Origin of the sequence: Dermabacter jinjuensis, assembly GCF_902381725.1 — a bacterium.
GTDB classification, from domain to species: Bacteria; Actinomycetota; Actinomycetes; order Actinomycetales; family Dermabacteraceae; genus Dermabacter; species Dermabacter hominis.
This window is the reverse complement of the sequence record NZ_LR698963.1, coordinates 189,641-214,513: the sequence shown is the minus strand read 5'-3', so window position 1 is coordinate 214,513 and position 24,873 is coordinate 189,641. Positions and strand designations below refer to the sequence as shown.

Sequence of the window (24,873 nt, the reverse complement as noted above, 5' to 3'; positions counted from 1 at the left end):
GAAGGCGCCCCGCTCACCGTCATGGTGGGCGGGGCGCCTTGCTGCTTACACCTCGAACGCGAGCGACCAGGAACCCGAGCGCGGCCGCAGCTGGTACTCGGGCCTCACGTCCGGGCCGCACGAGCGCGACCCCAGGCCGTGCTGCGCCACATCGAAAATGAGATGCGTGCGCTCCGCCTCGCCCAACTCATGCGAGTGGCGAGCCTTCGTGATCTGCTCGATCGAATGCTCACGCACCTGGAAGCCAGGCCGTTCGCGGTGGGGTCCGACGGCATCCGCGCGCACGGTGAGCCCAAGACCCGACAGCTGAAGCTCGCGCAACCCCGGGCGGTAGCCCGACTCCTGCGGAACCGCATACTCGACATTCAGGTCCGAGACAGGCATCGAGAAACGGCCGATACGCGCGGCGCGGCACGAATCGACGTAGTTCTCGAGCGGGCCCGAGCCGAACCACGAGGCGTCGCCGGCACCGAGCGGCGCCGTGAACTCGAGGCCGAGGCGCCCCCATACGTACTCCCAGTTCGCGGAAGGTGCGGCGTCGGCATACAACCGAAGAACGCGCGAGGCGCCACCGTTCTCCTCACCGGCAGCGTCCTCGAGGCGCCACGTGATGTCGAGATCGACGTAAGCGCGGCCGGCAGGCGTGCTGTAGCGGTGCACGGCGCGGACCTCATGCTCGTCGAGCCACACGCCAATGACGCGGCGCTCGAGCTTATCGATGCCGATCTCACGCCACAGCGCCGCGGTAGGCGGGGCCTGGGTTCCCGAGCCGGTCGTCTCGGCCGGGTCGGCGAGGATGTACGAGCCGAAGTCGCCAAGCGAGTCGTTCTCGGTGGGGGCGCGGAACAGGCGAAGCTGAGGACCGGCGAGATCGAGGTCGCCCAGCTTCACGAGGTCGCCCGTGCGCGGATCGAAGTGGGCATCGCCGAGGGCGAAGGAAGCGTCGGAATCCTGCACCTGATCGACCTGCGAACCGGTCTCGCCGCTTGCCGTAGCGCACACCGCAGCCGGACGCGACGGCGCCACAATCCTGGTCGTATCCTCAACCGGGACCTGCGTGAACGCCACTTCGTGGCCGGCGTCGGCCCAAGCGGTGCTCTCGCGCATAACTGCGCGGATCGTGCGGAACTTTTCGCCCGAAAGTTCACCCTCGTGGCCCTCGGCGAAGGGCGGAAGATTCAGCTCTCCGGCGTAGCTGTTCCAGCCGTTTACGGAAACCTTTTCAACGGGGCATTCGCGGCGCAGCACCTCGTGGCCGTCGACCTCATCGATGACCTCGAACACGAAGTCTTCGAGATCGCCGGCGTGGCGGAGATCCTGGACGTATGCCGCGGTGATGTTGACAGCGTCGAAATCGGCATCGAGGGCCCGGTCCGTATCGCCTTCCATAGCGAGGTCGAACTCGAGCTTGATCGGGCTCACGATTGCGCCGAACTCCACGAGCCCCGGAGTTGCCTCACCCGAGGAAAGCACAAGGCCATCGCACACGAACGACGAGTCGTGAACCTGCTCGCCGAAGTCGCCGCCGTAGCCGTAGAACTCGGTTCCGTCATCGGTGCGCGCCGCGATGCCGTGATCGCGCCACTCCCACACGAAGCCGCCGTGCCACTGCGGGACCGTCTCGAAGATGTGCTCGTACTCGGCCATGGCGCCCGGGCCGTTGCCCATCGCGTGCACGTACTCGCACAGGATCATGGGGCGCTTCGCAAGCTCCGCGTTGCGGCCGGGCATGGTGCCGCCGAACTTCCCGCGGCCGGCAGCCATGTCGAGCATCGCTTCGATCGGCGGGTACATGCGCGAGACGAGTTCGGTGTACTGGCCGTCGTAGTCCTGCTCGTAATGCACGGGGCGCTCCGGGTCGCGGCGGCGCAGCCAGTTCGCCATCTGCGCCATGTTCGCGCCGGTGTGGCCCTCGTTGCCGAGCGACCACGACACGATCGACGGGTGGTTCTTGTCGCGCTCGAAGAACCGCTCGACGCGGTCAAGAAGCGCGTCCCGCCAGCGCGGATTGTTCGCGGGGACATCCCGCCAGTTTTCGCCAAGGAAGCCATGCGCTTCGTAATCGCACTCGTCCATGACCCAAAAGCCCAGCTCATCGGCAAGGTCGAAGAGTTCGGGGTGCGGCGGGTAGTGGGAGGTGCGGATCGCGTTCACGTTGTGGCGCTTCATGAGCAGGAGCCCCTCGCGGGCCTTCTCGCGGTCCCACACGCGGCCGAGTTTCGGATCGTACTCGTGGCGATTCACGCCGCGGATACGCAGCTTCTTGCCGTTGACGCGCCACTCGTGCCCCACGATCTCGACGCGCCTGAAGCCGGTGCGGATCGTGAGCGTCTCGGCGGCGTTCGAGATGGTCGCGGTGTAGAGGCGGGGCACGTCCGCACTCCACGGCTCCACTTCGGGAACGGGGATGGGTCCGACGGCTGCCGGGCTCTCGAACGTTTCGGAGATTCCAAGCTCGTCGATCGCGACCGTGACGGGGAAGGCGGCTTCCTCCGCGCGGATTTCCGGAATGAGCGTGCCGGGGCCGGGTGCAGAAGGGCCGTTCGTCGGATCAAAATCTGCGCGCAGCCACGCGTCCTCGATGCCGGCGGCCGGGCGGAACAGGAGCTCAACGTCGCGGTAGATGCCGGGCAGCCACCACTGGTCCTGGTCCTCGAGATACGTGTTCGAGGACCACTGATGCACGCGCACGTGCAGCACGTTCTCGCCCTCTGTCACGAAGTCGGTGACGTCGAGTTCCTGCGTGAGGCGCGAGCCGCGCACGACGCCCGCTCGCTCACCGTTGAGGCTGATGATCGCGAGGGATTCGATGCCGAGGGTACGCAGGTACACGCGCGTGCCCTTCTCGAGCTCCTCGAACTTCTCGGCGCTCAGCGTGAAACGCGTGCGGTAGTCGCCCGTCGGGTTGTCGTCGGGAACGTTCGGGGCGTCGACGGGGAACGGGAACTGCACGTTCTGGTAGGCGGGGGCGCCGTACTTACCGAAGTCACCGTAGTTGCCGCCGCCCGTGAGGACCCAGTGCGAGGGCACGGTGATGTCGTCCCAGTTCGAGTCGTCGAAGTCCACCGTCGGAGCTGATTCTCCCGCGCCCTCCGCGCTACGCGAGTACGCGAACTTCCACGTGCCCGCGAGGCTCATGGCCTCAGCGGTAGTCGTGAGGTGGCTGCGCGGCGAGATTCGCGCGCCTTCGCCGGGGGAGTAGGAGGTGATGTCGTTGAGGGTGCTCATGAGGTCATCCTTGTCCGAGTGAGAGGTGGGCTAGCCCTTGGTCGAGCCCATCGTGAGGCCTGAAACGAACTGACGCTGCAGCACGAAGAACAGGATCAGGATGGGGAGGGCCGCGATGATCGAGCCCGCCGAGAGCAGGTTGTAGTCGGTGAAGAACGAGCCCTTGAGGTTATTCAGGGAGCTCGTGACGGGGAACTTGTCGCCCTTCTGCAGCAACACCGTAGCCCAGAAGAATTCGTTGTAAATCCATGCGGTCTGCAGGGTCGCGAGGGCGGCAAGCAGGGCGAGCGTACTCACGCCGGTTCCCGCGCCAAGGGCGGCGCGACGGCTGGCGGTAGCCTCGCGAATGGCAAGGACAGACGCGGGGACTTGGTTAATTCAGCTGTCATTCATGGTTTTCTCCTTTGAATCTTTCGAGCGTGGAAGTTTTAGGTCGTTTCGCGCACCACGAGGGTCGTGGGAAGCGTGAGAGATTCGATGGGCTTGGCATCGCCGAGGGCCTTGAGCAGGCGCGCCCCGCTCGCGCCCACCTCGAAAATGGGCTGCGCGATGGTCGTCAGCGTCGGGGTCGTTTCCGCGGCGAAGGCATGGTCGTCGAATCCCACGACCTTGACATCTGCGGGGATGCTTCGGCCGGCTTCGCGGAGCACGGCGAGAACGCCGAGGGCCTGACGGTCGGAGCCGCACAGAATCCCGTCGAGGTCGGGGTGCCGCGCGAGGAGCTCTCGCATGGCTAAGGCGCCTCCGCCGGTGGAGTAGGGCGCGTGGATAACCTCGAGCGGTGCGCCGCCCAGAGCAGATATTTGACCGTCGACACGGTTGTGGGCGCCCTGTGCCGTGTCGGGTCCGCCGATGATCGCGACGCGTGTAGCCCCGCGCTCGTTGAGGTGCGCCGCGCCGAGCTCGCCGCCGTGGCGGTCGTCGATCGTCACGGTCCACGTGTTCTCGCGTCCTTCGATGAGAGGACCGAGCACGATCGTGGGGATGTCGGTGCTCATGGCGTCGAGGAGCGGATCGTCGATGTGGGGGGAGAGGAGGAGGGCGCCGTCGACGCGGTTCGGGGCGAGCTGGCGCAGCGTTCGCTCCCGCTCTTCGTCGGTCGTGGCAAACAGGAGATTGAGGGCGATGTCGCTGCCGACGAGCGCGGAGTTGATGCCCTGGAGCATCCGCCCGAAGGTCGGGTCGTCGAATAGTTCGCCGTAGGGCTCGGTGAGGATCGCCGCGTACACGTTGCTTTTGCCCGAGGCGAGCGAGCGCGCGTGGGCGTTGGCGCGATAGCCGGTTTCGGCGATCGCCTTTTCAACCTTGGCGCGGGCTGCGGGGGAGGAGATCTGGCCGTTGAGCACACGTGAAACCGTGCTGCGGGAAACGCCCGCGGCGCGTGCGACGTCGTTAATCGTGGCCACGCCTCATCCTCCTCATCATCGAGTGAGGCTCCCGAATCTATGGGTGTGGGTCGTGGGCGCTCGGCTTGCATCCGAGCGGGTCACGACTACTGGGAGCGCTCCCAGTAAATGTAGCGCACGACACCGGAGCGCTGTCAAGCGAGGTTCACGACACCCGAGCACTGTCAAGCGAAATTATTGACCGACGCAGAAAGACCACTGCACGCCCCACGGCGTGCAGACGAACGATCGCCAACGGGCAAGGCTCCACCAGGGGCACACGCCAGTAGAGGCGGCGACACTACGGACGCGCGCGCCACGGACCGACGTGGTGCGCGCTCTAACTTGGCCCCGCGGTCTGAAGATAAAAGCCAAACATGGCGATCGCCCCCATGACGATGATGGCGCCGCCAACCCTCATGATTGCCAGGCCTGCCGGGCTGGGTTCGTTCGCCTCGCGATCCTTATAGGCCCACGCCATGGTGATCTCCCACGTTTGGAAGGGGAAAGTAGCCATCGCCGCACCGTAAACAATGAGCAGAACAAACGCGAGAACGATAAACGGCATAAGAGCTCCTGACGGTCGAGGGCGTGATCTGCGGCTCACGTTAGAGGGCTCCCCTGAAAGGAGCCGCAGCGATCCCACCCGATTCGCGGGCTCCTCTGGCTAGGATGGTCGAGTATGCCGCGTGGGCAAGCGTCGGAACCCCCGAGCTTACGCTGGCAGGGATGGGGCAGCCGGCTGAGCCGGCCTGGAGTCCGACGTCTGCTGGGACCATCGTTGCGAAAGGACGAGCGTGAACACCGACCACATCAAACACAGCGTGCAGGCCATCAACTGGAACCGCATCCAAGACCCCAAAGACCAGGAAGTGTGGGACCGCCTCACCGGTAACTTCTGGCTTCCCGAAAAGGTGCCGCTCTCGAACGACATCCAGAGCTGGTCGAAACTCAATGAGCAGGAGCAAGAGCTCGTGATGCGCGTCTTCACCGGGCTGACGCTGCTCGATACCGTGCAGGGAACCGTCGGCGCCATTTCGCTGATCCCCGACGCCGTGACCCCCCACGAAGAAGCCGTGTACACCAACATCGCGTTCATGGAATCTGTGCACGCGAAGAGCTACTCGCAGATCTTCTCGACGCTCTCCAACACCAAGCAGATCGACGAAGCATTCCGCTGGAGCGAGCACAACGAAGCCCTCCAGAAGAAGGCGAAGATCGTCCTCGAGTACTACACCGGTGACGACCCCGAAAAGCGCAAGGTCGCCTCGACCCTCCTCGAGAGCTTCCTGTTCTACTCGGGCTTCTACCTGCCCATGTACTACTCGAGCCGTGGCGAACTCACGAACACCGCCGACATCATTCGCCTGATCATCCGCGACGAGGCCGTTCACGGCTACTACATCGGCTACAAGTACCAAAAGGCCGTGGAGAAGCAGTCGCCCGAGCGCCAGGCAGAGCTCAAGGACTACACGATGAGCCTGCTCATGGACCTCTATGACAACGAAGAGGAATACACCGAAGACCTCTACGACCCGGTCGGCTGGACCGAGGACGTCAAGATGTTCCTCCGCTACAACGCCAACAAGGCCCTCATGAACCTCGGCTATGAGGCACTGTTCCCACAGGAATCGACCGAGGTCAACCCCGCGATCCTCGCCTCGCTCTCGCCGAACGCCGACGAGAACCACGACTTCTTCTCCGGCTCCGGCTCGAGCTACGTCATGGGCAAGGCCGTCGAGACCGAGGACGACGACTGGGACTTCTAATCTGAGCGGTTTTTCGCAACCGTTAACGCAGTGGGCGGCACGTTTGACGACGTGCCGCCCACTTTTCGCGATGCCGGCCCTTCGTCAGTGGCGTGGCGGAAGCGTTCCAGCAAAGATGTACTGTGTGTCCGGTAAAGAAGCATGAAATTTCAGGTGACGTGCAGCTTTGCTTAGTTTATTCCCAGGTAGGATTGAGGTTGGTTGACGATCTTTCAACCACCCGGGCACCGTTAGCAACCCAGGTTCGCCAACACCGCCCGGGACACCTGTGGACCTGGTTCACTTCAACAGAAAGTAGTCATTCCATGTCTCTTATTTGGGGAATCATTTCCTGGATCATCATTGGCGGCCTCATCGGTCTTATTGCTCGCGCAGTCATGCCGGGCAAGCAGTCGATGGGCATGGGGATGACCATCATCCTTGGTGTCATCGGCGCAATCGTCGGTGGCCTCATCGGTGGTCTCTTCGGCGAGGGTGGCTGGAGCTCGCTCCTGGACAACCCGTGGTCGCTGTGGACGATCCTGCTTTCAGTGGTCGGTGCGCTCGTGGTCATGTTCGTCTACGGACTGCTCACGAAGTCCGACAACTGATCGTGACGCATCAATAGGTACACGCGCATAGCGCAAGCGCCCACCTCCGGATCTCCGGGGGTGGGCGATTTTCATAGGCAAAGCAGTCCGGCCTCCCGTTGCAGCCCGGCTTCCCCGTTTCAGCCCTGACCTCCCCGTCGCGGATTATGAAGAATTTGGGCTCGGGGCGGTGCGTGGGGCTTGGGGCGCGGCAGTTTCTTTATGAAGTGCCGCGGCTTTGAGGGGTGGGGAGGTTTGGTTGCTCCTGCGCGAGGTTTGATTGTTCTTGCGCGAGGTTTGGTTGTACTTGTTGCAGTTTTTGGTTGGTCGCGGTGCGGTTTCGGGCTGGCCACGTCGCGGTTTATGAAGATTCTGGGCTCGGGGCGGTGTGCGGGGCCTGGAGTGCGGCAGTTTCTTTATGAAGTAACGCTGCTTTGAGGGGTGGGGGAGGTTTGGTTGCTCCTGCCCCCGGGGGCTTGGTTGTACTTGTTGCAGTTTTTGGTTGGTCGCGGTGCGGTTCTGGGCTGGCTCTGTCGCGGTTTATGAAGATTCTGGGCTCGGGGTGAGGTGTGGGGCTTGAAGTGTGGCCTTTTCTTCATGAAGTGGCACGGTTGGATGGCTGGGCTTAACGCGAGACGGGGACGCGGAACTGCCCGGCCCGAAGGGCCGGGCAGCCAGTGCCTACTCCTCGTAGGCTGCCTTCGCGGTTTGCACGGCTCGCAGTCGCGCGAGATCGAGCTTCGAGCCGCGATCAAAATCGACGACGCCGTTCTTTTCCTGGAACACGTCGGTGAGCTGCGTGTAGCAGTAGCCGAACATGAGCGGGTTGGTCAGAAGAACGTTCGTGAGGGCCTCGAAACGTTCGTACAACTCTTCTTCGCTGCGCACCCGGTTGCCGTACCCCCACGACTCGGCTTGGTCTTGACCGGTAAATTCGGCGGCGCGTGCCTCTTGCTCGTTCCACCAGATGCCGCCGTATTCGGACACGAAGAACGGCTGGCCCTCGTAGGGGACGGAGAAATGACCGTCAGCGAACGGCATCTCGTTCGGGGCGAGCTCACGCCTGTTGACTTGCGGCTTTCCTTCGGCGAGTGGTGCCTGTTCGCGCGCGAAAGCTTCCGGGTCCTGCTCGTAGGAGTGCGAGTCGTAAATATCGGCGCCGCGCACGCGGTGGCTGTAGCCCGAAGCGTCGATGACTGGGCGCGAGGGATCTGCGAGTTTCGTGGCGTTGTACATCGCGTGGGTGACGTCGTCGAGCACGGTGATGCGGTCGTGCAGCACCTGGTGCGTTTCGTTGAGGGGGCACCAGCCGACGATGCTCGGGTGGGAGAAGTCGCGTTCGAGTGCCTCGATCCACTGCGCCACAAAGCTCGACGTGGGCTCCTGGTTGTAGCCGAGGGGGCCTCGCCCGGATACGCCCCAATCACCGAATTCGCCCCACACGAGGTAGCCATAGAGGTCGGAGAAGAACAGCATGCGTTCCTCAAACACCTTCTGATGTAAGCGAGCGCCGTTGAAGCCGGCAGCGAGGGCGATCTGGATGTCGGCGAGCATCGCCTCGTCGGAGGGCGCGGTCATGAGGGTTTTTGCCCAGTACCCCTGGTCGAGCACGAGGCGCTGGAACACGCGCTCGCCGTTGATGCGGAATTCGGTGCCCTCGAGGGCGGTTGAGCGCAGGCCAGCGTAGGAGTGTACTTCGTCGATCAGGCCTCCGTCGGAATCGAGTAGCCGCGCCTTCACGCTGTACAGTTCCGGCTCGCCAGTCGCCCAGATCCGCACGTGCTCCTCGGGAATGGCGACGCGCACGCGTGGCGCGAGGTCAAGGTCGGCACGGGCGCTTGCGGTGGCCAGGGGGGCGCCTTCGGGGGTTCCGACGGTGACTTCGACTCGCGTGCCCTTCGTGTTGTGGGTGAGTGGCAGCGTGATGTCGAGGGAGTGGTCGGCAAGCGATGGCGTGGTGCGAACGGCCCTGATGGCGTGCGCGGGCACGCCCTCGAGCCATACCGTTTGCCAGATGCCGGTTGTGCGCGTGTATTGGCAGTGCGTGGAGTCGTGCCACGTGGCCTGTTTGCCTCGGGCCTGGGCATCCCAACGGGAGTCGCGAGCACGCACGACGATCGTTGCCGTGTCACCGGGTTGTGCGACGCCGCGGAGGCTTGCGGAAAAGGGGGTGAAGCCGCCGCGGTGGCGAGCAACTTCAACGCCATTGACCCACACCGTCGCATCGTGGTCGACGGCACCGAAGTGGAGGACGGGAACGAGAGGTTCGCCGGCGGGACCGTCGGCCCACTCGGCTGGGATTTCTACCTCGCGGCGGTACCAAACGGCTTCCATGAAGTCGGTGTGCTCGACGCCGGAGGTTTCCGATTCGGGGGCGAATGGGACGAGGATAGACCCTTCAAGGGGGCGGTCGAGAAGACCGCGCTCGCGGCCCGTATCGCCGGCGTCGATCTCGAATTCCCACGTGCCGTTGAGGTTGAGCCACGTGGGGCGGTGGCACTGGGGACGCGGATGTTCGGGCTTAGGGACGTCGGTCGCGGCGGAGAGGGGAGCGTCGAGGAGGCTCGCGAGGTGCTCTGCTCGTTCAGCGAGTGCCTTCAGCTCGGGGACCGCGGCGAATTCGGGAAGGAGTGGCATTCTGGGTTCCTCACGTCGTCGTGTGCGCTGGATGAGGCCCAGTCAATCACGGCAACACTCAAAACTGCAACGTGAGAAAAAATGCCAAATCAGCCGCCGAGGGTCGAGGCACGGGTCACGAGCGTGTGTGGCACGAGGAATGTCGAGCCCGACCCAAGCGCGGTCACCTCGGCAGCTTCCGCGCCTTTCGCGAAGCAATCATCACCGAGGGCCGCGAACAGCGCCGCCGATACGAGGCACTCGAGATCTGGTGCGACCGAGGTGAGCGGGGGAGTGGCGTGTGCCGATTCCGGAATGTCGTCCCAACCGGTCACGAGAACATCGGCGCCAATCGAGAAGCCGGCCTCTCGAAGAGCCTCGCATGCGCCGAGGGTAAGCAGATCGTTCCCGCCTACGATGGCGTCGAACGGAAGGGTCTTCGCGCTGTGTGAGCCAGCAATCAGGGTCTTCACCTGCGCATATCCTTCATGTCGCGTCCATTCGGTGGTGTGGATCAAAAGCTGATCGGCGGGGGAGATGCCCGCGAATCGGCAAGCTGCGCGAAAGCCCGTGAGGCGCTCTGTTCCCGTCGAAGCGGCGCCCTCCTGGGCGCCGAGAAACAAGGGGCGGGTGGCGCCGCGCTCGGTTATGTGCCGCACGATGTCGACCGCGCTCGCGGTGTTGTCGATGCTCACGTGGTGAATACTGCCGTGGTCGGCAACCGCTTCTCCCAGGACAACCGTGGGAAGCGGCGAATGCTCGGCGAGTTCGCGAACCGTCTCGGGAAGAAGCGGCGCCATGATGAGCGCGCCAAAAGAGCGCTTAGCGAGGCCGCGTGCGTAACGGCGCTCAATGTCGGCGTGCTCGCCCGTGAGCTCTATGCTCACGCTGTAGCCAGCGCGTGCAGCGACGTTGTGGAACGTTTCCGCGAGGCGCGCAAAATACGGATTGAGCAGGTGGGGGATCACGAGTGCCACCGTGCGGGTGGCCTTGCCGCGGATTTCTCGCGCCGACTCGTTTGGCACGTAGCCAAGTTCGTTGATCGCCGCGAGAACCTTGTCGCGTGTGGCGGGCTTCACGACGGGACGTTCGTTGACGACGTTGGAAACGGTCTTCCATGACACCCCGGCGCGAGCAGCGACGTCCTTGATGCTTGCGCGTTTGTGCGGTTCAAGCTCGTTCATGGTGCCCCTTTCCTGACGTGAGAAGTGATTTCAGTGTAGGGCCAACAGGTGTCGGACTGCGTGTGCGCCCCTCCTGCGCAGTGCGAGCTGCGCGCGTTTAGGGGTTGACGGGAACTCGACCACGGTGGCAGAATCTCACGTGAGAATCAAAGGTGAGTTACACCGCACGCCTGTCAACGATGACGAGGAAGGTGAAGCGCCATGCCAAACGCGCACAACAATCACACCCCGCCGGGGCTCAGTCGCCGGTCGCTCCTTGCGGGTTTTGGCGCCGGCGCACTCGGGCTTGGGCTTGCCGGATGCGGGGCCGCGCAAGCGGACCCGTCGAAGGTTGCCGTGTGGGATCTCTTCAGCGGCGCCGACGGTGAAAAAACCCGCGGCATGATCGCCGAGGTCGTCGAGGAAAACCCGGGCCTGAATGTCGAGCCCACGACCCTCAGCTGGGGAAACCCCTACTACACGAAGCTCGCGATGGCCGCCGCATCGAGTGCGCCGCCGAGCACAGCAATCATGCACGTGAGTCGCGTCGCCGGCTTCGCGCCGGGCGGTCTCATCGAACCGTGGGACATGAGCCTGTTCGAAGAATTCGACGTCTCGACCGACACGTTCACCAAGGCCCTTTTGGAGGCGTGCCAGTACGACGGCAAACAGTACGCAGTGCCGCTCGACACGCACCCCTTCATCAGCTTCTTTGATCGGGACGTTGCGGAAAAAGCCGGGGTACTCGAGTCCGACGGTACTCTCGCGATCGACTCGCCCGAAGCGCTCCAGGAAGTCGGCACCAAGCTCGGCGAAGTGACTGGTGGGCCCGGAATCGCGTTCGGCTATCAGCTCGACACCGCACAAGCGTGGCGGCTCTTTTGGGGCCTGTTCCACCAGGCCGGTGGTGAGTACAGTTTCGAGCCGGGCGAGAAGGCCGACATGGACATCGATGCCGCCGCGCGCGTGGTCGCCGCGGTCAACTCGTGGATGGACGACAAGTGCATGGCGTCCTCGCAGGACTACCCGGGCGCGCTTTCCGCCTTCAACGGTGGGCGCAACGCCATGATCTTCTCCGGCGTGTGGGAGCTCAACGGGTTCAAGGAAAACGTCAAGTCGCTTGTGGGCGCACCGATGCCGACGATGTTCGGCACCCCCGCGAACTACGCCGACTCCCACACCTACGTGTTCCCAAAGAACCGTCGCATGACCGACGAACTCAGGCGTAACACTTACCTTTTCGTGTCGTCGATGCTCAAGAAAGGTGACCAGTGGGGCGCCGCCGGGCACATTCCCGGTTACCTCCCGTCGCAGGAGGAGCCCGCTTACCGCGAGCTCGAGATTCAAAACCAGTACAAGGATGCTGCCGAGACGGTCGTCGTGGATCCGAAAGTGTGGTTCGCGGGTGCTGGTTCCGATTTCCAAAACCGCGTGTGCCAGCGACTTATCGAGGGCTTTCGCGGAAGCGTCGAACCGCAGCGGGCGATCGAGGGAATGCTCGACGTCATCAGCGGTATCGCGATGCAACCCAACCCCACCGAATAAGGAGGTCACGCCATGAATGAACGCGCACGCTTCACCTCCCGCGGTGCGGGATGGTTCGCCCTTCCCTACATGATCCTTTTCATCCTCTTCCTCATCGTCCCCATCGTGTGGGGCCTGTGGATGAGTTTCACCGACCAGTCGCTTGCGTCGACGAAAAGTGGCTTCGTGGGGATCGATAACTACCTCGAGGCTTTCACGAGCGCCGACATGTATTCGAGCCTCTTGAACACTCTGTTCTTTACGCTCATTTCCTCAGTCCCGCTCGTCATCCTCTCGTTTGTGCTCGCCTACCTCGTTGTCACGGGTCTCCCAGGCCAGTGGCTATGGCGCCTCACGTTCTTCGCGCCGTACCTTCTTCCCGTGTCCGTGGTGACCGCGATGTGGGGAATGATGTTCGCCAATGACTTCGGATTCATCAACGGCATCCTCGTGCATTTTGGAATTGACCAGATTGGCTGGCTCAGCGAAAAGCAGGTTGCGATGTGGTCGATCGCGCTCACGACCGTGTGGTGGACGATTGGCTTCAACTTCCTGCTGTACCTCTCGGCCCTCCAGAACATCCCCGACACGGTGTACGAAGCCGCGCAGGTCGATGGTGCAGACGCGTGGCGCAGGCTTCGGTCAGTGACGCTGCCGATGATGCGCCCCACGACGGTGCTCATCGTCCTGCTGCAGATCCTCGCCTCGCTCAAGGTCTTCGACCAGATCTTCCTCATGACGGCGGGCGGCCCTGATGGCGCCACTCGCTCAATCATTCAGTACATCTACGACCAGGGTTTCTCCGGCTACCGCGTCGGATACGCCTCGGCCGTGTCCTACATCTTCTTCGCGATGATCGTTGTCGTCTCACTCATCCAGGTAGCGATCACGAACCGTAACGCAAAGGAGCGTTAGACATGAGTACCGCAGCTACCACCCTCGAAACCCCGGCAGGGAACAGGCGTAGCCTGAAGACGCGTGTAAGCCAGAAGCGTGAAGAGAACGCGCGCCAGCGCTCCCTAACCCTAGGCTCCTCAAAAGCGTCACGCGTGATCGCGTTCGTTGCGCTCGCGTTCCTTGCTCTGTGTTGGGCGATCCCCATCCTGTTCGCCCTTCAGCTCTCCCTGAAAACTGAAAGCGATGCCTCGGCTGCACCGCTCACGTTCTGGCCGTCGCAAGGATGGACCTTCGACAACTACGCGAACGTCATCGCCGCGGGAGACATCCCGCTGTGGATCTGGAACTCGATTCTCGTTTCTGCGATCGTCACGCTCATCACCCTCGTGACCTCCGTGCCCGCCGCCTACGTGTTCTCGCGCTACAACTTCCGTTTCAAGAAGCTGTGTTTCGCGCTCACGATCGCCGCGATCATGGTGCCGCCGCAGATTCTCATCGTGCCGCTGTTTGAGCAGATGAAGTTCATGCAGCTTTCGGACACTCTCGCGGGCGTCGTGCTCCCGCAGGTCGTCGCACCACTCATGGTGATCGTGCTCAAGAACTTCTTTGACCAGCTCCCGATCGAACTCGAAGAAGCTGCGAAGCTCGATGGCGCATCGATGCTGCGCACCCTCACGTCGGTGATTCTCCCGCTTTCGCGCTCGATCATTGTTGCCGTGGGCATCTTCGTGTTCATCGGTTCATGGAACAACTTCCTGTGGCCGTTCATCATCACGAACTCGCCCGAGCTCATGACGATCCCCGTTGGCCTCGGTACCGTGAAAAATGCCTATGGCGTGCAGTACGCGCAGGGCATGGCGAGCGCCGTCATCGGCGCATTGCCGCTGCTCATCGTGTTCGTGCTCTTCCAGCGCCACATCGTGCGCGGTTTCGCCACGACGGGAATGGGCGGTCAGTAGAACGGTCAGTAGACTGGGATGACGGTGAGGCGTTGGGGCCGCTCGGCGCTTCGAATCGAGCATCAACGAGGAGCACCATGAGTCACGAAACGATGTCCCAGCATTCGACCGCCGCCGATGGTTTGGCGGATCGCCGTCTCGATCCGCGGCTTGCGGCAAAGGCGCGTGAACTCGCTGCGCAGGGCACGGTGCTTCTTCGCAATGATGGCGTGCTGCCGCTTGCGCTCGAGAGCCGCGTCGCTCTCTTTGGTCGCACGGCGAAGGACTGGCTGGCCGTCGGCTATGGCTCGGGCGGCGATGTGAACCCGCCGTACATCTCGAACCTCACGGATGCACTTCGCGAGTCGGGCGCTGTGAAGGTCGATGAGGAGCTCGCCGCGGCCTACGATCGCTTTAGCGAGGAGCACCCGGCGGATCCGGGCACGGTGTGGGGCAAGTGGCCCACGCACTACCCCGAGCTTGACCTCGACGATGAGCAGATCAACGCCGCCGCGGGGCGCAACGATGTGGCCATTGTGGTGATCGGCCGCGCGGCGGGGGAGGACCGCGACGCGGAGCTCGCGCCCGGCTCGTACTTCCTCACTGAGCAGGAAGAATCCCTGATCGCACGGGTCAGTGCCGCGTTTGAGCGCACGGTCGCCGTGATCGATGCCGGCAACGTCATGGACCTGTCGTGGGCGGAGCGCTACCCGCTTTCGGCGCTTGTGATCGCGTGGGCGGGCGGCATGGAATCGGGACACGCGCTCGCGGATGTCCTGACCGGCGTCACGGAGCCTGGTGGTCGCCTCACCGCGTCGATCGCGCGCCGCTACGAGGACGCCCCGAGCGCGCAGAACTTCGGCGACCCGGACGTTACGAACTACGTCGAGGATGTGTTCGTGGGCTACCGCTACTACGAAACGTTCGCGCCAGGCGCCGCCCAATTCCACTTCGGGGAGGGCCTCGGCTACACGTCGTTCTCGCTCGGCCTCGGGAATCTTGGGTCCGACGCCACCCGTGCCCACCTCGATGTCACTGCGAAGAACACGGGCGAACGTGGAGGCAGCACGGTTGTGCAGGCCTACCTTGAAACCCCTGATGGGAAGCTCTCCCAGCCCGCGCGCCGCCTCGCGGCTGTCACCCGCACCGGCAGCGTTGTCGCTGGCCAAAGCGCCACGGTGAGCCTCGACGTTGATCTTCGCGACTTCGCCTCCTACGACGATTCGGGAGCAACGGGGCACAGGAGCGCCTACGTGCTCGAGCCCGGCACGTATCGCCTGCACGTGGGTCAAAGTGTGAAGGACACCGAGCTTGCCGGCGAGATCGAGATCGAGAACCTGATCGTTGTGCAGCAGCTCGAAGAAGCCTCCTCGATCCAGAAGGGCTGCGGGTTTGACCGCATGATCCTCACGCGGGGCGACGATGGCGAGGCCACCGTCGGATACGAACCCGCCCCCGAGGAGCAGCGTGACCTTGCCCGCCGCATCCTTGAGCACTTGCCCAAGGAGCTGGCGGCCCCCGCCGAAGGCGCTGCCGCGCCCTCATTTGAGGAGGTGCGCGCCGGGAAGGTGAGCCTCGAGGAATTCGTGGCAACCGTCGGAACTGAGGATCTCATTGCCCTCGCCTACGGTGACACGACCATGGACAGCCCCCTTGGCGTGCGCGGCAATGCCGGTGCGCTTGGCGGCGTGACCGAGTCCCTGCGCGAGCGGGGTGTGGCGCCCGCGATCACGACGGATGGCCCCTCTGGCCTGCGTGTTTCCGCGTTTGCGTCGCTTCTGCCGTGCGGCACCGCGCTCGCTTCCACGTGGAACCCCGAGGGGGTGCGCGAGCTTGCCGAGCTTCACGCCGAGGAGATGCTCGCCAAGGGCTCCGACATTCTGCTCAGCCCCGGCATGAATATTCAACGCGATCCGCTGTGTGGCCGAAACTTCGAGTATTTTTCGGAAGATCCGCTGCTCACGGGCCTCATGGGTGCCGCGATCGTCAACGGCGTGCAGTCCAAGGGCGTCGCGGCGTGCCCGAAGCACTACGCGGCCAATAACCAGGAGCACAACCGCATCTTCTCCGATTCGCGCGTCAGTGAGCGTGCACTGCGCGAAATCTACCTGCGCGGTTTCCAGATCATGGTGAAGGAATCGCAGCCGCAGACCATCATGACCTCGTACAACAAGATCAACGGGGTGTGGGGCCACTACAGCTACGACCTCGTGACCACGATCCTGCGCGGAGAGTTCGGCTTCGACGGCCTCGTGATGACCGACTGGTGGATGCGCATGGTGGAGGACCCGAACTTCCCGGCCCTGCGCTACAGCGCCTACCGCGTGCGCGGCGGCATCGACGTGCTCATGCCCGGCAGCAAGGAGCACGGCGGCGATACGTGCGATACGGGCGTGAAGGATTCGCTTGGTTCCGACGGCGGCCTCACCCTCGGCGAGCTTCAGCGCACGGCGCTGCACGTGCTTCGGTTTGTGCTCGAGGCCAACCCGCAGGGGCACGCGACGAGCGCCGAAAAGGGCCGCCGCAACGCGATGTAGGCGCCGGGGCGTCACTCTCTATGAAAATTCTGGGGCTGCAGCGCCTTTTCGGGCCTGCACGCTCTAGTTTTTTTCATGGACTGGCACGGAATAGGCGCAAGTCCCACGCGGCAGCGGTACAAACCCGGCACTACTTTGGCTCCAACCCAGCATTTCACCGGCGTTTTGGCCTGTTTTGTCGCCGTCACGTCGAAGTTGGCAGTGCATCCCAGATTGGGATTCACCTTGGTAGGCTGAAGGCATGACGGTGCAAATATCCTTGCGTCTTTCCGACGACCTCGTGGAGTTCCTTGACCGGAGCGTGTCGACAGGGATCGCCGGAAGCCGAGCCGATCTCGTGAGCCTCGCTCTCGAAAGGGAGAAGAGGCGGCAAGCGGCGCTTGCGGACGCTGCAATCGTGAATGCGGAAGGCCCGCAGGATGATCTCGACTCCCTCGTGGAGTGGACCGCGCACCACGCCTCATTCGAGGACTGACGTGCGTGAAATCTGCCTTGCGAAGCTCGACAAGACCCGACCGGTTCTTGTGCTGACGCGAGAGGTCGCTCGAAGTGCGATGACCAAGGTGACGGTCGCGCCCATCACCTCGACGGTCAAAGGGCTCTCGAGCGAAGTTGAGCTAGGGGAGCGTAACGGCCTCGACCACCGCTCTGCCGCCTCTCTCGACAACACGGTCACGATCCCTTCGTCGCTCCTCGGTCGAACGATTGGCTTCCTTCAGCCCGATCAGGAGCGTGCGCTAGCGATGGCCGCGATCATGGCTTTCGACCTCGACGCGAGGCCGCTCGAGAGCTAAGCAGAGGCGCCGGTGGCACACTCCTTGCGCCACTCTCAATGAAAATTCCAGGGCTGCGGCCCCCTCTTAAGGGCTGCACGCTCTGGTTTTTTCATAAAGTCGCACGGTATTGGCCCAGATCACGCACGTAGGCTGAGGGGGTGAGTCCATGCGGGGCTCGCGCGAGATGAGGAGACTTCATGCCTGATATTGCCCTTCCCGCTGAACTCGTTGGCGAGCACTTTCGGATCACGCCGGTCACGCCGCGCGTGGTGCGCCTCGAGTATTCGCCGAGTGGCGCGTTCGAGGATCGCCCGTCGACCTTCGCGATCAATCGTGACGTGGTGCTGGAGCCTTCCGAGTACTCGATTGGCGAGTACCAGGGCCGCCTCACGGTCGAGACGGAGAATTTTTACCTCGAATACGATCGCGGCCCGTTTACGGCGAACGGCCTCAAGGTTGAGGTCAAGGGTGGGGTTTCGGCGTATCACTCGGTGTGGCGGTACGGGCAGGATCTGTCGCTTCCCGCGGATCGTCAGCTTGCGCTGAACGGGGAGACCCAGCGCGCGCTTGACGGGAACCTCGGTGGCGCGGCCCGTACGCTCGATGTTGCCGACGGCAAGATTCCGCTTGAGCCGGGCGTGAACTCTACGGTGGGGTATGCGGAGATCGATGATTCGAGCTCGATGGTGTTTGATTCCGACGGCCGCCTGCGCGCCCGCGCTGCCGAGGACGGCAGCATTGATCTTTTCGTGTTCGCTGCGGGTCGCGATCACGTGGCCGCGGTGAGGGATTATTTCGCGATCAGTGGCCCTCAGCCGATCGTGCCGAAGTTCGCGCTTGGCAACTGGTGGTCGCGCTATCACCGCTATAGCGAGGAGAGCTACCTCGAGCTCATGGATGCGTTCCGCGCGGAGGATATTCCGTTCTCGGTATCGGTGATCGATATGGATTGGCACCTTACCGATGTGGACCCGAAGTACGGTTCGGGATGGACGGGGTACACGTGGAATCGTGACCTTTTCCCTGATCCGGAGCGTTTCCTCGAGGAGCTGCACAAGCGCGGCCTTCGCGTGACCCTCAACATTCACCCGGCCGATGGTGTGCGCGCATTCGAGGAAGCGTATGAGGCGATGTGCGAGGCGCTCGGCAAGCCCGCCGACGGCACCGCCATCCCGTTCGACGTGAACAACGATGAGTTCATGGACGCCTATTTCGATGTGCTCCACAAGCGCCTCGAGGATGAGGGCACGGATTTTTGGTGGATCGACTGGCAGTCGGGCCCGTATTCGAGCGTCGAGGGCGTGGACCCGCTGTGGGTGCTCAACCACGAGCATTTCACCCGCAGCGAGAGGTCGATCGAGCGCCCGCTCACGTTCTCGCGTTTCGCGGGCCCCGGCTCGCACCGTTACCCCGTGGGCTTCTCGGGCGATGCGATCGTGACGTGGGAGTCGCTCGCGTTCCAGCCTGCCTTCACGGCAGCCGCGGCGAACATCGGCTACGGCTGGTGGAGCCACGACATCGGCGGGCACATGGAGGGCTTTCGCGATAACGAGCTCGCGACCCGCTGGGTGCAGTTCGGCGTGTTCTCGCCGATCAACCGCCTGCATTCGTCGAATTCTCCGTTCGCCGTGAAGGAGCCGTGGAACTTCCCGGCCCCGCACGGCGAGATCCAGGCGGCGCATTTGCGCCTTCGTCACCGCCTCGTGCCGTACCTGCACTCGATGAATTACCGCGCCCACCACGAGGGTCGCTCGATCGTCGAGCCCGTGTATTTCGAGGCGCCGCAATACCCCACGTATCGCAACGATCAGGGGTATCTGTTCGGCTCCGAGCTTCTCGTCGCGCCGATTACGCGCCCCGCCGCGAAGGATGTGGGCCGCGGCAGCGTCGAGCCGATCCTGCCCGGCGGCATGTGGTTCGACCTGTTCACCGAGCAGCGTTACGGCACACCCGATTCTGGCGCGTTTACGCAGGAGATGTTCCGCCCACTCGGCTCGATCCCCGTTCTCGTGCGCGCCGGCGGCATCCTCCCGCTCACGCCGGCGGGTGCGGTTCCCGAGAAAATTGAGGACAACCCCGAGGTGCTCGAGTTGATCGTTGCCGCGGGTGGCGATGGCGAGTTCACGCTCCACGAAGAGTGGAAGGCAAGCGACGATCTCGTGTGGAGCCACGTGCGCGTGGCCGTGCAGGCGTCGGAAAACTCCCTCAGCATCACGATCCCCGCCGACACCCCCGAGGTGGCGCGCGAGGCGCTCGAGCGGCGTGAGTGGCGCGTGCGGCTGCTCGGGCATGACCCGGCTGGGTTTGGGGATCTGGAGGCGCAAAGCTCCGACGCTACCTTCGCCCCCGGCGCTGAAAAACTTGCCGATGAGCTCAGCGTTCGCAAGCTCAGCCCGGCTGATCGGCCCGCGCCGCACGCGTCGACGATCACCGTCACCGGCCTCAAGGTTGGCGAGGAAGCAACGCTCACGAGCACCGGATTCGGCACCGTTCTCGACGACACCGAGAAGGGGCGCGACGTGCGCTACGCGCGCCTTCGTGCTCTCGTGAACGACGCCGAAATTGGCTTCACGCTCAAGCAGGCGATCGCCGGTGTGGCCGCGAAGCGCCCCGATTCGCTCATGCGTGAAATTTCGGCGTTCGGCAAGGCGCCGTCGGGCCACCTGCCGAAGACGTTCGACTACGAGCAGGCGAGCCCCGAACTCATTGCGGCCGTCGCGGAGATCTGGGGGTAGCCCCACCGGGTCGCCCCGCTCCGGGAACATATCGAGCCCTCCCTTCCGCGTCGCCACGAGGTGGCGCGGGGAGGGCTCTTATGTGCCGTGAAACGAGTTTCGGCGAACCTGGTTACAGAGAACTCTGAAGGCCGTGGGCGCCATAAAGCTCGAGCAGCTTGGGGAGCACCACCGCGGGATCCGGGTCGGGACCCACGAGGCGGGAGCCTTCGGGGGTGAGCTTCGCGCGGAACCTCACCCTCGACGTGCCCCATCTGTAGTAAACGGGAACCCTGAGGCTCTCACCTTCGGACGTGTGCGCGATGAGGGTGCGAACGCGTGTGCCGATGAGCTGGCCCGGCTCCAAAGAGGTGATCTCGCTCCACGGGAGGAACTTTCCCGTGCCCGGTAACGAGCGCATGAGAATGCCTTCTCGCGTGGCCCACACCCCCTGCGTGGTGAAAAGCAGAAATCCGAAAACGAGAAACAGGATGAGGCCGCTAAAGACGACCGCTTGAACGGCGCGCTCTGCACCAGAAGTGTCGTGGGGGAAGAGGTTGGTCATCACGAGTGCGACCGCGATGAGCACGGCGAAAAACGCGCACGTTCCGCCGTAGATCCAGCGGTAGATAGCGCCGGGGCCGGACGAGAGGAGAACATCGCCGCGCTCTTTGGCAGGTGGGATGGGCCAGCGTGATGCCATGGGCGCGCTCCTTCGTGGTGGGAGGATTTGACTCAAGTATGGCAGGCGACCGGTGCGACGAGACGCTGTTGTAGGGGATCGGTGCACGAGCCCGGCTATGCCCCGAGCTGCCCCTGGCGATGCAGGTCAAGCAGTTGGGGCAGCACGACCGCGGGGTTCACGTCGGAGCCCACGTAGCGGGCGCCGTCGGGCGTGATTGTCGAGGAGAGAAAATCTCGTTGCCCGTCCGTTCGATAGAAAATGGGCACCATGTGGCTCGTGCCATCGACCATGCGTGCAGTCAGGGATCGCAGCTCCACTCCATCGTGCATGCCGGGTTCGAAAGCGGCGATGGCAGCCCACGGGAGGAATTTCCTTCGGCCCGGAATGTAGCGCACGAGCACACCGCGCTGCGTAGCCCACACTCCAAAGCGCCTGCACCACACGAACCCCGCGAAAATAAGAAGCCAAGGCCCGCCAGAAGGATCGTCCCGATGACGAGCTCCGCTTGCGTGGCTTTCCCCGGATCGAGAACGAGAAACGTGGCACCCCCCCCCAAAGAGAACCGCGGAAATCGCGGAGGGAAAGCTGTAAATGCAATGGAAAACTCTGCTCGGACCACTCGCAAGCAAAACCTCGCCGCGCTCGCGCGCAGGCGGGGCGGGCCAGCGACGTGCCATGGGCGTTCTCCTTCGCGGCGTGCGTGTCGAGGTCAAGTATGCACGAAACCGACGCTTGTGGTTGTTCTGACATGCGGCGAGGGCCGGGCCCGGAGTGAGTGGTGGGCGCGTGCCAATAGTCTTCAACGAATGTCTTGCCTCGAGGCACGTGGCTCGCGCCTAGTCCCCAAGCACGAAGCGGTGGCCGAGGCCCGGTTCGGTGAGGAAGTAGCGCGGGGCGGAGGAATCCTCCTCGAGTTTCTGGCGGATCTGCGACATGTAGACGCGCACGTAGCCGGCCTCGTTCGTGTATTCGGGGCCCCACACGTTCTCGAGAAGTTCGTCCTTGCGCACGAGCTGATTGGGGTGGCTCACGAGGTAGCTCACGATGCCCCACTCGTGCGGGGTCAGGCGCGCCGGCGTGCCGTTGACGGTCGCGGTTTTTGCGGCGAGGTCGATCGTGAGGCGCCCGTCGGCGGTGGTCACGACGGGGGAGGGGGAGCCCGACGTTCGCCGCCTGAGGTTGGCGCGCAAACGCGCAAGGAGCTCCCCGAGCGCGAAGGGTTTGGTCACGTAGTCGTCGGCGCCGCGATCGAGCGCCTCGATTTTCGTGTGGGTTTCGTGGCGGGCGGTCACGACGATGATCGGGACGTCTGACCAGCCGCGGATTCCGTCGATGACGTCGAGGCCGCTCATGTGCGGCAGGCCGAGGTCGAGGAGGACGGCCTCGATCGGGTTGTCGGCGGCCATCACGAGCGCCTGCTCCCCGGTCGTTGCCGTGAGCACCTGGTATTTGCGGGCCGTGAGGTTCACGGTCATGGCCCTCGCCAGTGCCGGGTCGTCCTCGACGATGAGAATCATGACGCGCTCCCAACAGTGTTGTGTGCGGGGGTAGGTGCACTGTCGGCGGTGGCTGGGGTGATCGTGAGCGGCAGTGACAGCACCATTGTGAGCCCACCTCCTGGAGTGTCGTCGGCGGTGAGGGTGCCGCCCACGCCTTCCGCGAGCCCGCGTGCGACCGCGGCGCCGAGGCCCAGCCCGTGGCTGTTCGTCGTGTCACCGAACCGTGTGAAGGGCGTGAACAGGCGTGCCTTGCTCTCCTCGGTGAGGCCGGGTCCGTAATCGATCACGCGAATGAGGATACGCTCGCCGTCCTGTGTCGCGTCGATCGTGACCCCCGAGTCGGTGTGTTTGGCGGCGTTGCTGATGAGGTTCTCGAGCACGCGCTCCATGAGCGCCGCATCCGTCGTGATTGCCGGCAGTTCGCGCGGAACGCGCACCTCGAGCGAAGGCGGCACGAGGGAGGGGTCCATGTGGTGGAGGGTTTGGGCAACCAGCTCGGCGGGTCCGACGGTGACTGCCTTAACCTCGAGCTTATTCGTGTGGATGCGCGACATATCCAGGAGGTCCGCGACGATCCGATCTAGCCTGTCCGAGGACGATTCGATCGTGCGCAGAAGCTCCACCTGTGCGTCGCGGGGAAGATCAACGTCGTCGAGGAGGAGACCGGAGACGGCCGTTTTAATCGTCGCGAGCGGGGTGCGCAGGTCGTGCGAGACGGCCGTCAGAAGCGCCGTGCGCACGGCGTTCGCGGCCTCGAGCTGCCGGGCCTGCGTGCGGGCCCGGTTGAGCTGCGCCTGGGTCATGAGGCTCACGAGCCGGCCCGAATAGGCCTCGAGGAGCTGCTGCTCGCTCGACGTGAGCGGGCGGCCAACGAGGGCGAGAACGTGCTGGTCGTCGAGCGAAAAGGCTTCGTCGGCGAGCGTGACCGATTCGATCGGGATGCCTACTTTGTACTCGGGCACGAGCGCCGTGCCCTCGACGGTGGCGAGGGCGACGCCATCCTGGCCGAACGTCGTGGCGATCTGTTCAAGGATCTCCTGGATCCCGATGCCGTCGCGGATCACGGAGCGGGCAAGCTCTGTCATGAGCTGCGCGTGCCGGCGCGCCTCCTGGGACTCGCGCTGGCGGCGCACAGCGCCGTCGACAACCTGGGCGACGAGCACCGCGACGAGCACGAACACGATGAGCAGGAAGATGTTCTTCGGTTCAGTGATGGACAGCGTGTGCGTGGGCGCGGTGAAAAACCAGTTGAGCAAGAGCGCGCCACCGATGGCGGTCGCGAGGGCCGGCCACAGGCCACCCACGAGGGCGACGACGACGGAGGCGAGCACGAAACTCATGATCGCCGTGGACAGGTGTGCCGTGGGATCGCCGAGCGAGAGGTTCGCGAGGGTGACGACGATCGTCAGGATGGTCGCGAGTACCCAGCCCGTCGCGAGCCGCGCGGGGGAGAGGCTCGTGGGCGGCGCGGGAGCCGACCAGTGCGTGGCGGGCGGGTCCACGGCGACGATGTGCACGTCGATGTCGCCGGCACCGTCGATGATCGCGGCGCTCGTGGACCGCATGAGCAGCCGCTGCGCGAAGCCCTGACGCGACGCGCCCACGACGAGTTGGCTCGCATTCACGGTCGTGGCGAAATCGAGGAGCGTGCGCGGGACGTCATCGCCCGAAAGCACGTGCCACGAGCCGCCGAGAGATTCGGTAAGGGAGCGCGCCTCGCTCATCTGCTCGGGCGACATGCGCGGTGGGCCATCCGCCGCGAGGACGTGAACGACGAGGAGCTCGCGGCCGGCGATGCGCCCGGCGATGCGGCGGCCACGGCGAATGAGCGCGGCAGTCTTCGGGCCGCCGCCCACGGCCACGAGGATCCTCTCGCGCGCCGCCCACGGCTCCTTGATGCCCTCCTCGCTGCGGTACTTCTCGAGACCATCGTCGACCTGATCGGCGAGCCACAAAAGCGCGAGCTCGCGAAGCGCAGTGAGGTTCCCCTTGCGGAAGAACTTGCTGAGCGCCGCATCCACGGTCGCGGGCCCGTACACCTGCCCCTGCCGCAGCCGCACGCGCAGCGCATCGGGGCTCAGGTCGATCAGCTCGACCTCCTCCGCTTCGCGCAGGACCGGATCGGGAATCGTCTCGTTTTGCACGTGGCCCGTAATGTTCGTGACCACGTCGTTGAGGGACTCAAGGTGCTGAATGTTCACGGTCGAGATGACATTGATGCCCGCATCGAGCAAACGGTGAACATCCTGCCAGCGCTTCGCCGTCGTATCCTCGCCGTGCACGGTATGAGCGAGCTCGTCCACGAGAACGACGTCGGGCTTGCGCTCGATGATCGCCGGAACATTAAGTTCGTCATACGTCGAACCGCGATAGCTCACCCGCCGAGGCGGAATCACCGGCAGCCCCTCAAGCCTCGCGGCGGTCCCCGAACGCCCGTGGGTTTCAACGACGCCCACGACGACGTCCTCCCCGCCCTTCAGGCGGTCATGGGCCTCCTCGAGCATCGCGCAGGTTTTACCTACGCCGGGGGCAGCCCCCAGATACACCTTGAGTACACCGCGCACCGTGTTCAT

General features: G+C 64.1%; 19 protein-coding genes. 9 read left to right on the top strand and 10 right to left on the bottom strand.

Features of this window, described 5'->3' with window-relative positions; genetic code table 11:
- Positions 1 to 45: 45 nt before the first annotated feature.
- The 4 genes from FXY94_RS00970 to FXY94_RS00955 form a co-directional block, all read right to left on the bottom strand.
- Positions 46 to 3,228 (bottom strand): glycoside hydrolase family 2 TIM barrel-domain containing protein, encoded by a 3,183-nt coding sequence (locus FXY94_RS00970; protein WP_016663137.1) that lies wholly within the window; start codon positions 3,226 to 3,228, stop codon positions 46 to 48.
- A 30-nt stretch (positions 3,229 to 3,258) separates the two neighbouring features.
- Positions 3,259 to 3,525, bottom strand: coding sequence for an ABC transporter permease family protein (locus FXY94_RS11080; RefSeq protein ID WP_016663136.1), 267 nt, complete (start codon positions 3,523 to 3,525; stop codon positions 3,259 to 3,261).
- A 131-nt stretch (positions 3,526 to 3,656) separates the two neighbouring features.
- A complete protein-coding gene (locus FXY94_RS00960) occupies positions 3,657 to 4,634 on the bottom strand; it encodes a LacI family DNA-binding transcriptional regulator (RefSeq protein ID WP_016663135.1) in 978 nt (325 codons plus the stop codon).
- A 319-nt stretch (positions 4,635 to 4,953) separates the two neighbouring features.
- Positions 4,954 to 5,181, bottom strand: a complete 228-nt coding sequence (locus FXY94_RS00955) for a DUF6199 family natural product biosynthesis protein (protein WP_016663134.1) — start codon at positions 5,179 to 5,181, stop codon at positions 4,954 to 4,956.
- Positions 5,182 to 5,410: 229 nt separating this feature from the next.
- Here FXY94_RS00955 and nrdF point away from each other — a divergent pair, with 229 nt between their 5' ends.
- Both nrdF and FXY94_RS00945 read left to right on the top strand, forming a co-directional pair.
- On the top strand, positions 5,411 to 6,382 hold the full coding sequence (nrdF, locus tag FXY94_RS00950) for a class 1b ribonucleoside-diphosphate reductase subunit beta (RefSeq protein ID WP_016663133.1): 972 nt from the start codon (positions 5,411 to 5,413) through the stop codon (positions 6,380 to 6,382).
- A gap of 305 nt (positions 6,383 to 6,687) precedes the next feature.
- On the top strand, positions 6,688 to 6,972 hold the full coding sequence (locus FXY94_RS00945) for a GlsB/YeaQ/YmgE family stress response membrane protein (protein WP_016663132.1): 285 nt from the start codon (positions 6,688 to 6,690) through the stop codon (positions 6,970 to 6,972).
- A gap of 660 nt (positions 6,973 to 7,632) precedes the next feature.
- Here FXY94_RS00945 and FXY94_RS00940 read toward each other — a convergent pair.
- Entirely contained in the window at positions 7,633 to 9,588 is a 1,956-nt protein-coding gene (locus FXY94_RS00940) for a glycoside hydrolase family 2 protein (protein ID WP_016663131.1), read from the bottom strand.
- Between the two features lie 89 nt (positions 9,589 to 9,677).
- Positions 9,678 to 10,751, bottom strand: coding sequence for a LacI family DNA-binding transcriptional regulator (locus FXY94_RS00935; RefSeq protein ID WP_016663130.1), 1,074 nt, complete (start codon positions 10,749 to 10,751; stop codon positions 9,678 to 9,680).
- A 201-nt stretch (positions 10,752 to 10,952) separates the two neighbouring features.
- Here FXY94_RS00935 and FXY94_RS00930 point away from each other — a divergent pair, with 201 nt between their 5' ends.
- The 7 genes from FXY94_RS00930 (at position 10,953) to FXY94_RS00900 (ending at position 20,137) form a co-directional block, all read left to right on the top strand.
- Positions 10,953 to 12,275, top strand: a complete 1,323-nt coding sequence (locus FXY94_RS00930) for an extracellular solute-binding protein (RefSeq protein WP_016663129.1) — start codon at positions 10,953 to 10,955, stop codon at positions 12,273 to 12,275.
- 12 nt (positions 12,276 to 12,287) lie between these two features.
- On the top strand, positions 12,288 to 13,169 hold the full coding sequence (locus FXY94_RS00925; protein ID WP_016663128.1) for a carbohydrate ABC transporter permease: 882 nt from the start codon (positions 12,288 to 12,290) through the stop codon (positions 13,167 to 13,169).
- Positions 13,170 to 13,171: 2 nt separating this feature from the next.
- Positions 13,172 to 14,110 carry a carbohydrate ABC transporter permease gene (locus FXY94_RS00920; RefSeq protein ID WP_016663127.1) on the top strand — a complete coding sequence of 313 codons (939 nt, stop codon included), beginning with the start codon at positions 13,172 to 13,174 and terminating at the stop codon, positions 14,108 to 14,110.
- Positions 14,111 to 14,187: 77 nt separating this feature from the next.
- Complete coding sequence (locus FXY94_RS00915) at positions 14,188 to 16,626, top strand: glycoside hydrolase family 3 protein (RefSeq protein WP_016663126.1); 2,439 nt, start codon at positions 14,188 to 14,190, stop codon at positions 16,624 to 16,626.
- A gap of 241 nt (positions 16,627 to 16,867) precedes the next feature.
- Positions 16,868 to 17,101, top strand: a complete 234-nt coding sequence (locus FXY94_RS00910) for a ribbon-helix-helix domain-containing protein (RefSeq protein ID WP_016663125.1) — start codon at positions 16,868 to 16,870, stop codon at positions 17,099 to 17,101.
- A 1-nt stretch (position 17,102) separates the two neighbouring features.
- Positions 17,103 to 17,420, top strand: coding sequence for a type II toxin-antitoxin system PemK/MazF family toxin (locus FXY94_RS00905; protein ID WP_016663124.1), 318 nt, complete (start codon positions 17,103 to 17,105; stop codon positions 17,418 to 17,420).
- A 179-nt stretch (positions 17,421 to 17,599) separates the two neighbouring features.
- A complete protein-coding gene (locus tag FXY94_RS00900; RefSeq protein WP_016663123.1) occupies positions 17,600 to 20,137 on the top strand; it encodes a glycoside hydrolase family 31 protein in 2,538 nt (845 codons plus the stop codon).
- 112 nt (positions 20,138 to 20,249) lie between these two features.
- Here FXY94_RS00900 and FXY94_RS00895 read toward each other — a convergent pair whose 3' ends face one another.
- The 4 genes from FXY94_RS00895 to FXY94_RS00880 all read right to left on the bottom strand — a co-directional run bounded on the left by FXY94_RS00895 (position 20,250) and on the right by FXY94_RS00880 (position 24,873).
- Entirely contained in the window at positions 20,250 to 20,819 is a 570-nt protein-coding gene (locus FXY94_RS00895) for a hypothetical protein (protein WP_016663122.1), read from the bottom strand.
- A 95-nt stretch (positions 20,820 to 20,914) separates the two neighbouring features.
- Positions 20,915 to 21,223 (bottom strand): hypothetical protein, encoded by a 309-nt coding sequence (locus FXY94_RS00890; protein WP_040386340.1) that lies wholly within the window; start codon positions 21,221 to 21,223, stop codon positions 20,915 to 20,917.
- Positions 21,224 to 21,637: 414 nt separating this feature from the next.
- Entirely contained in the window at positions 21,638 to 22,318 is a 681-nt protein-coding gene (locus tag FXY94_RS00885) for a response regulator (protein WP_016663120.1), read from the bottom strand.
- Entirely contained in the window at positions 22,315 to 24,873 is a 2,559-nt protein-coding gene (locus FXY94_RS00880) for a DUF4118 domain-containing protein (RefSeq protein ID WP_016663119.1), read from the bottom strand. Before FXY94_RS00880 ends, FXY94_RS00885 begins: the two co-directional genes overlap by 4 nt.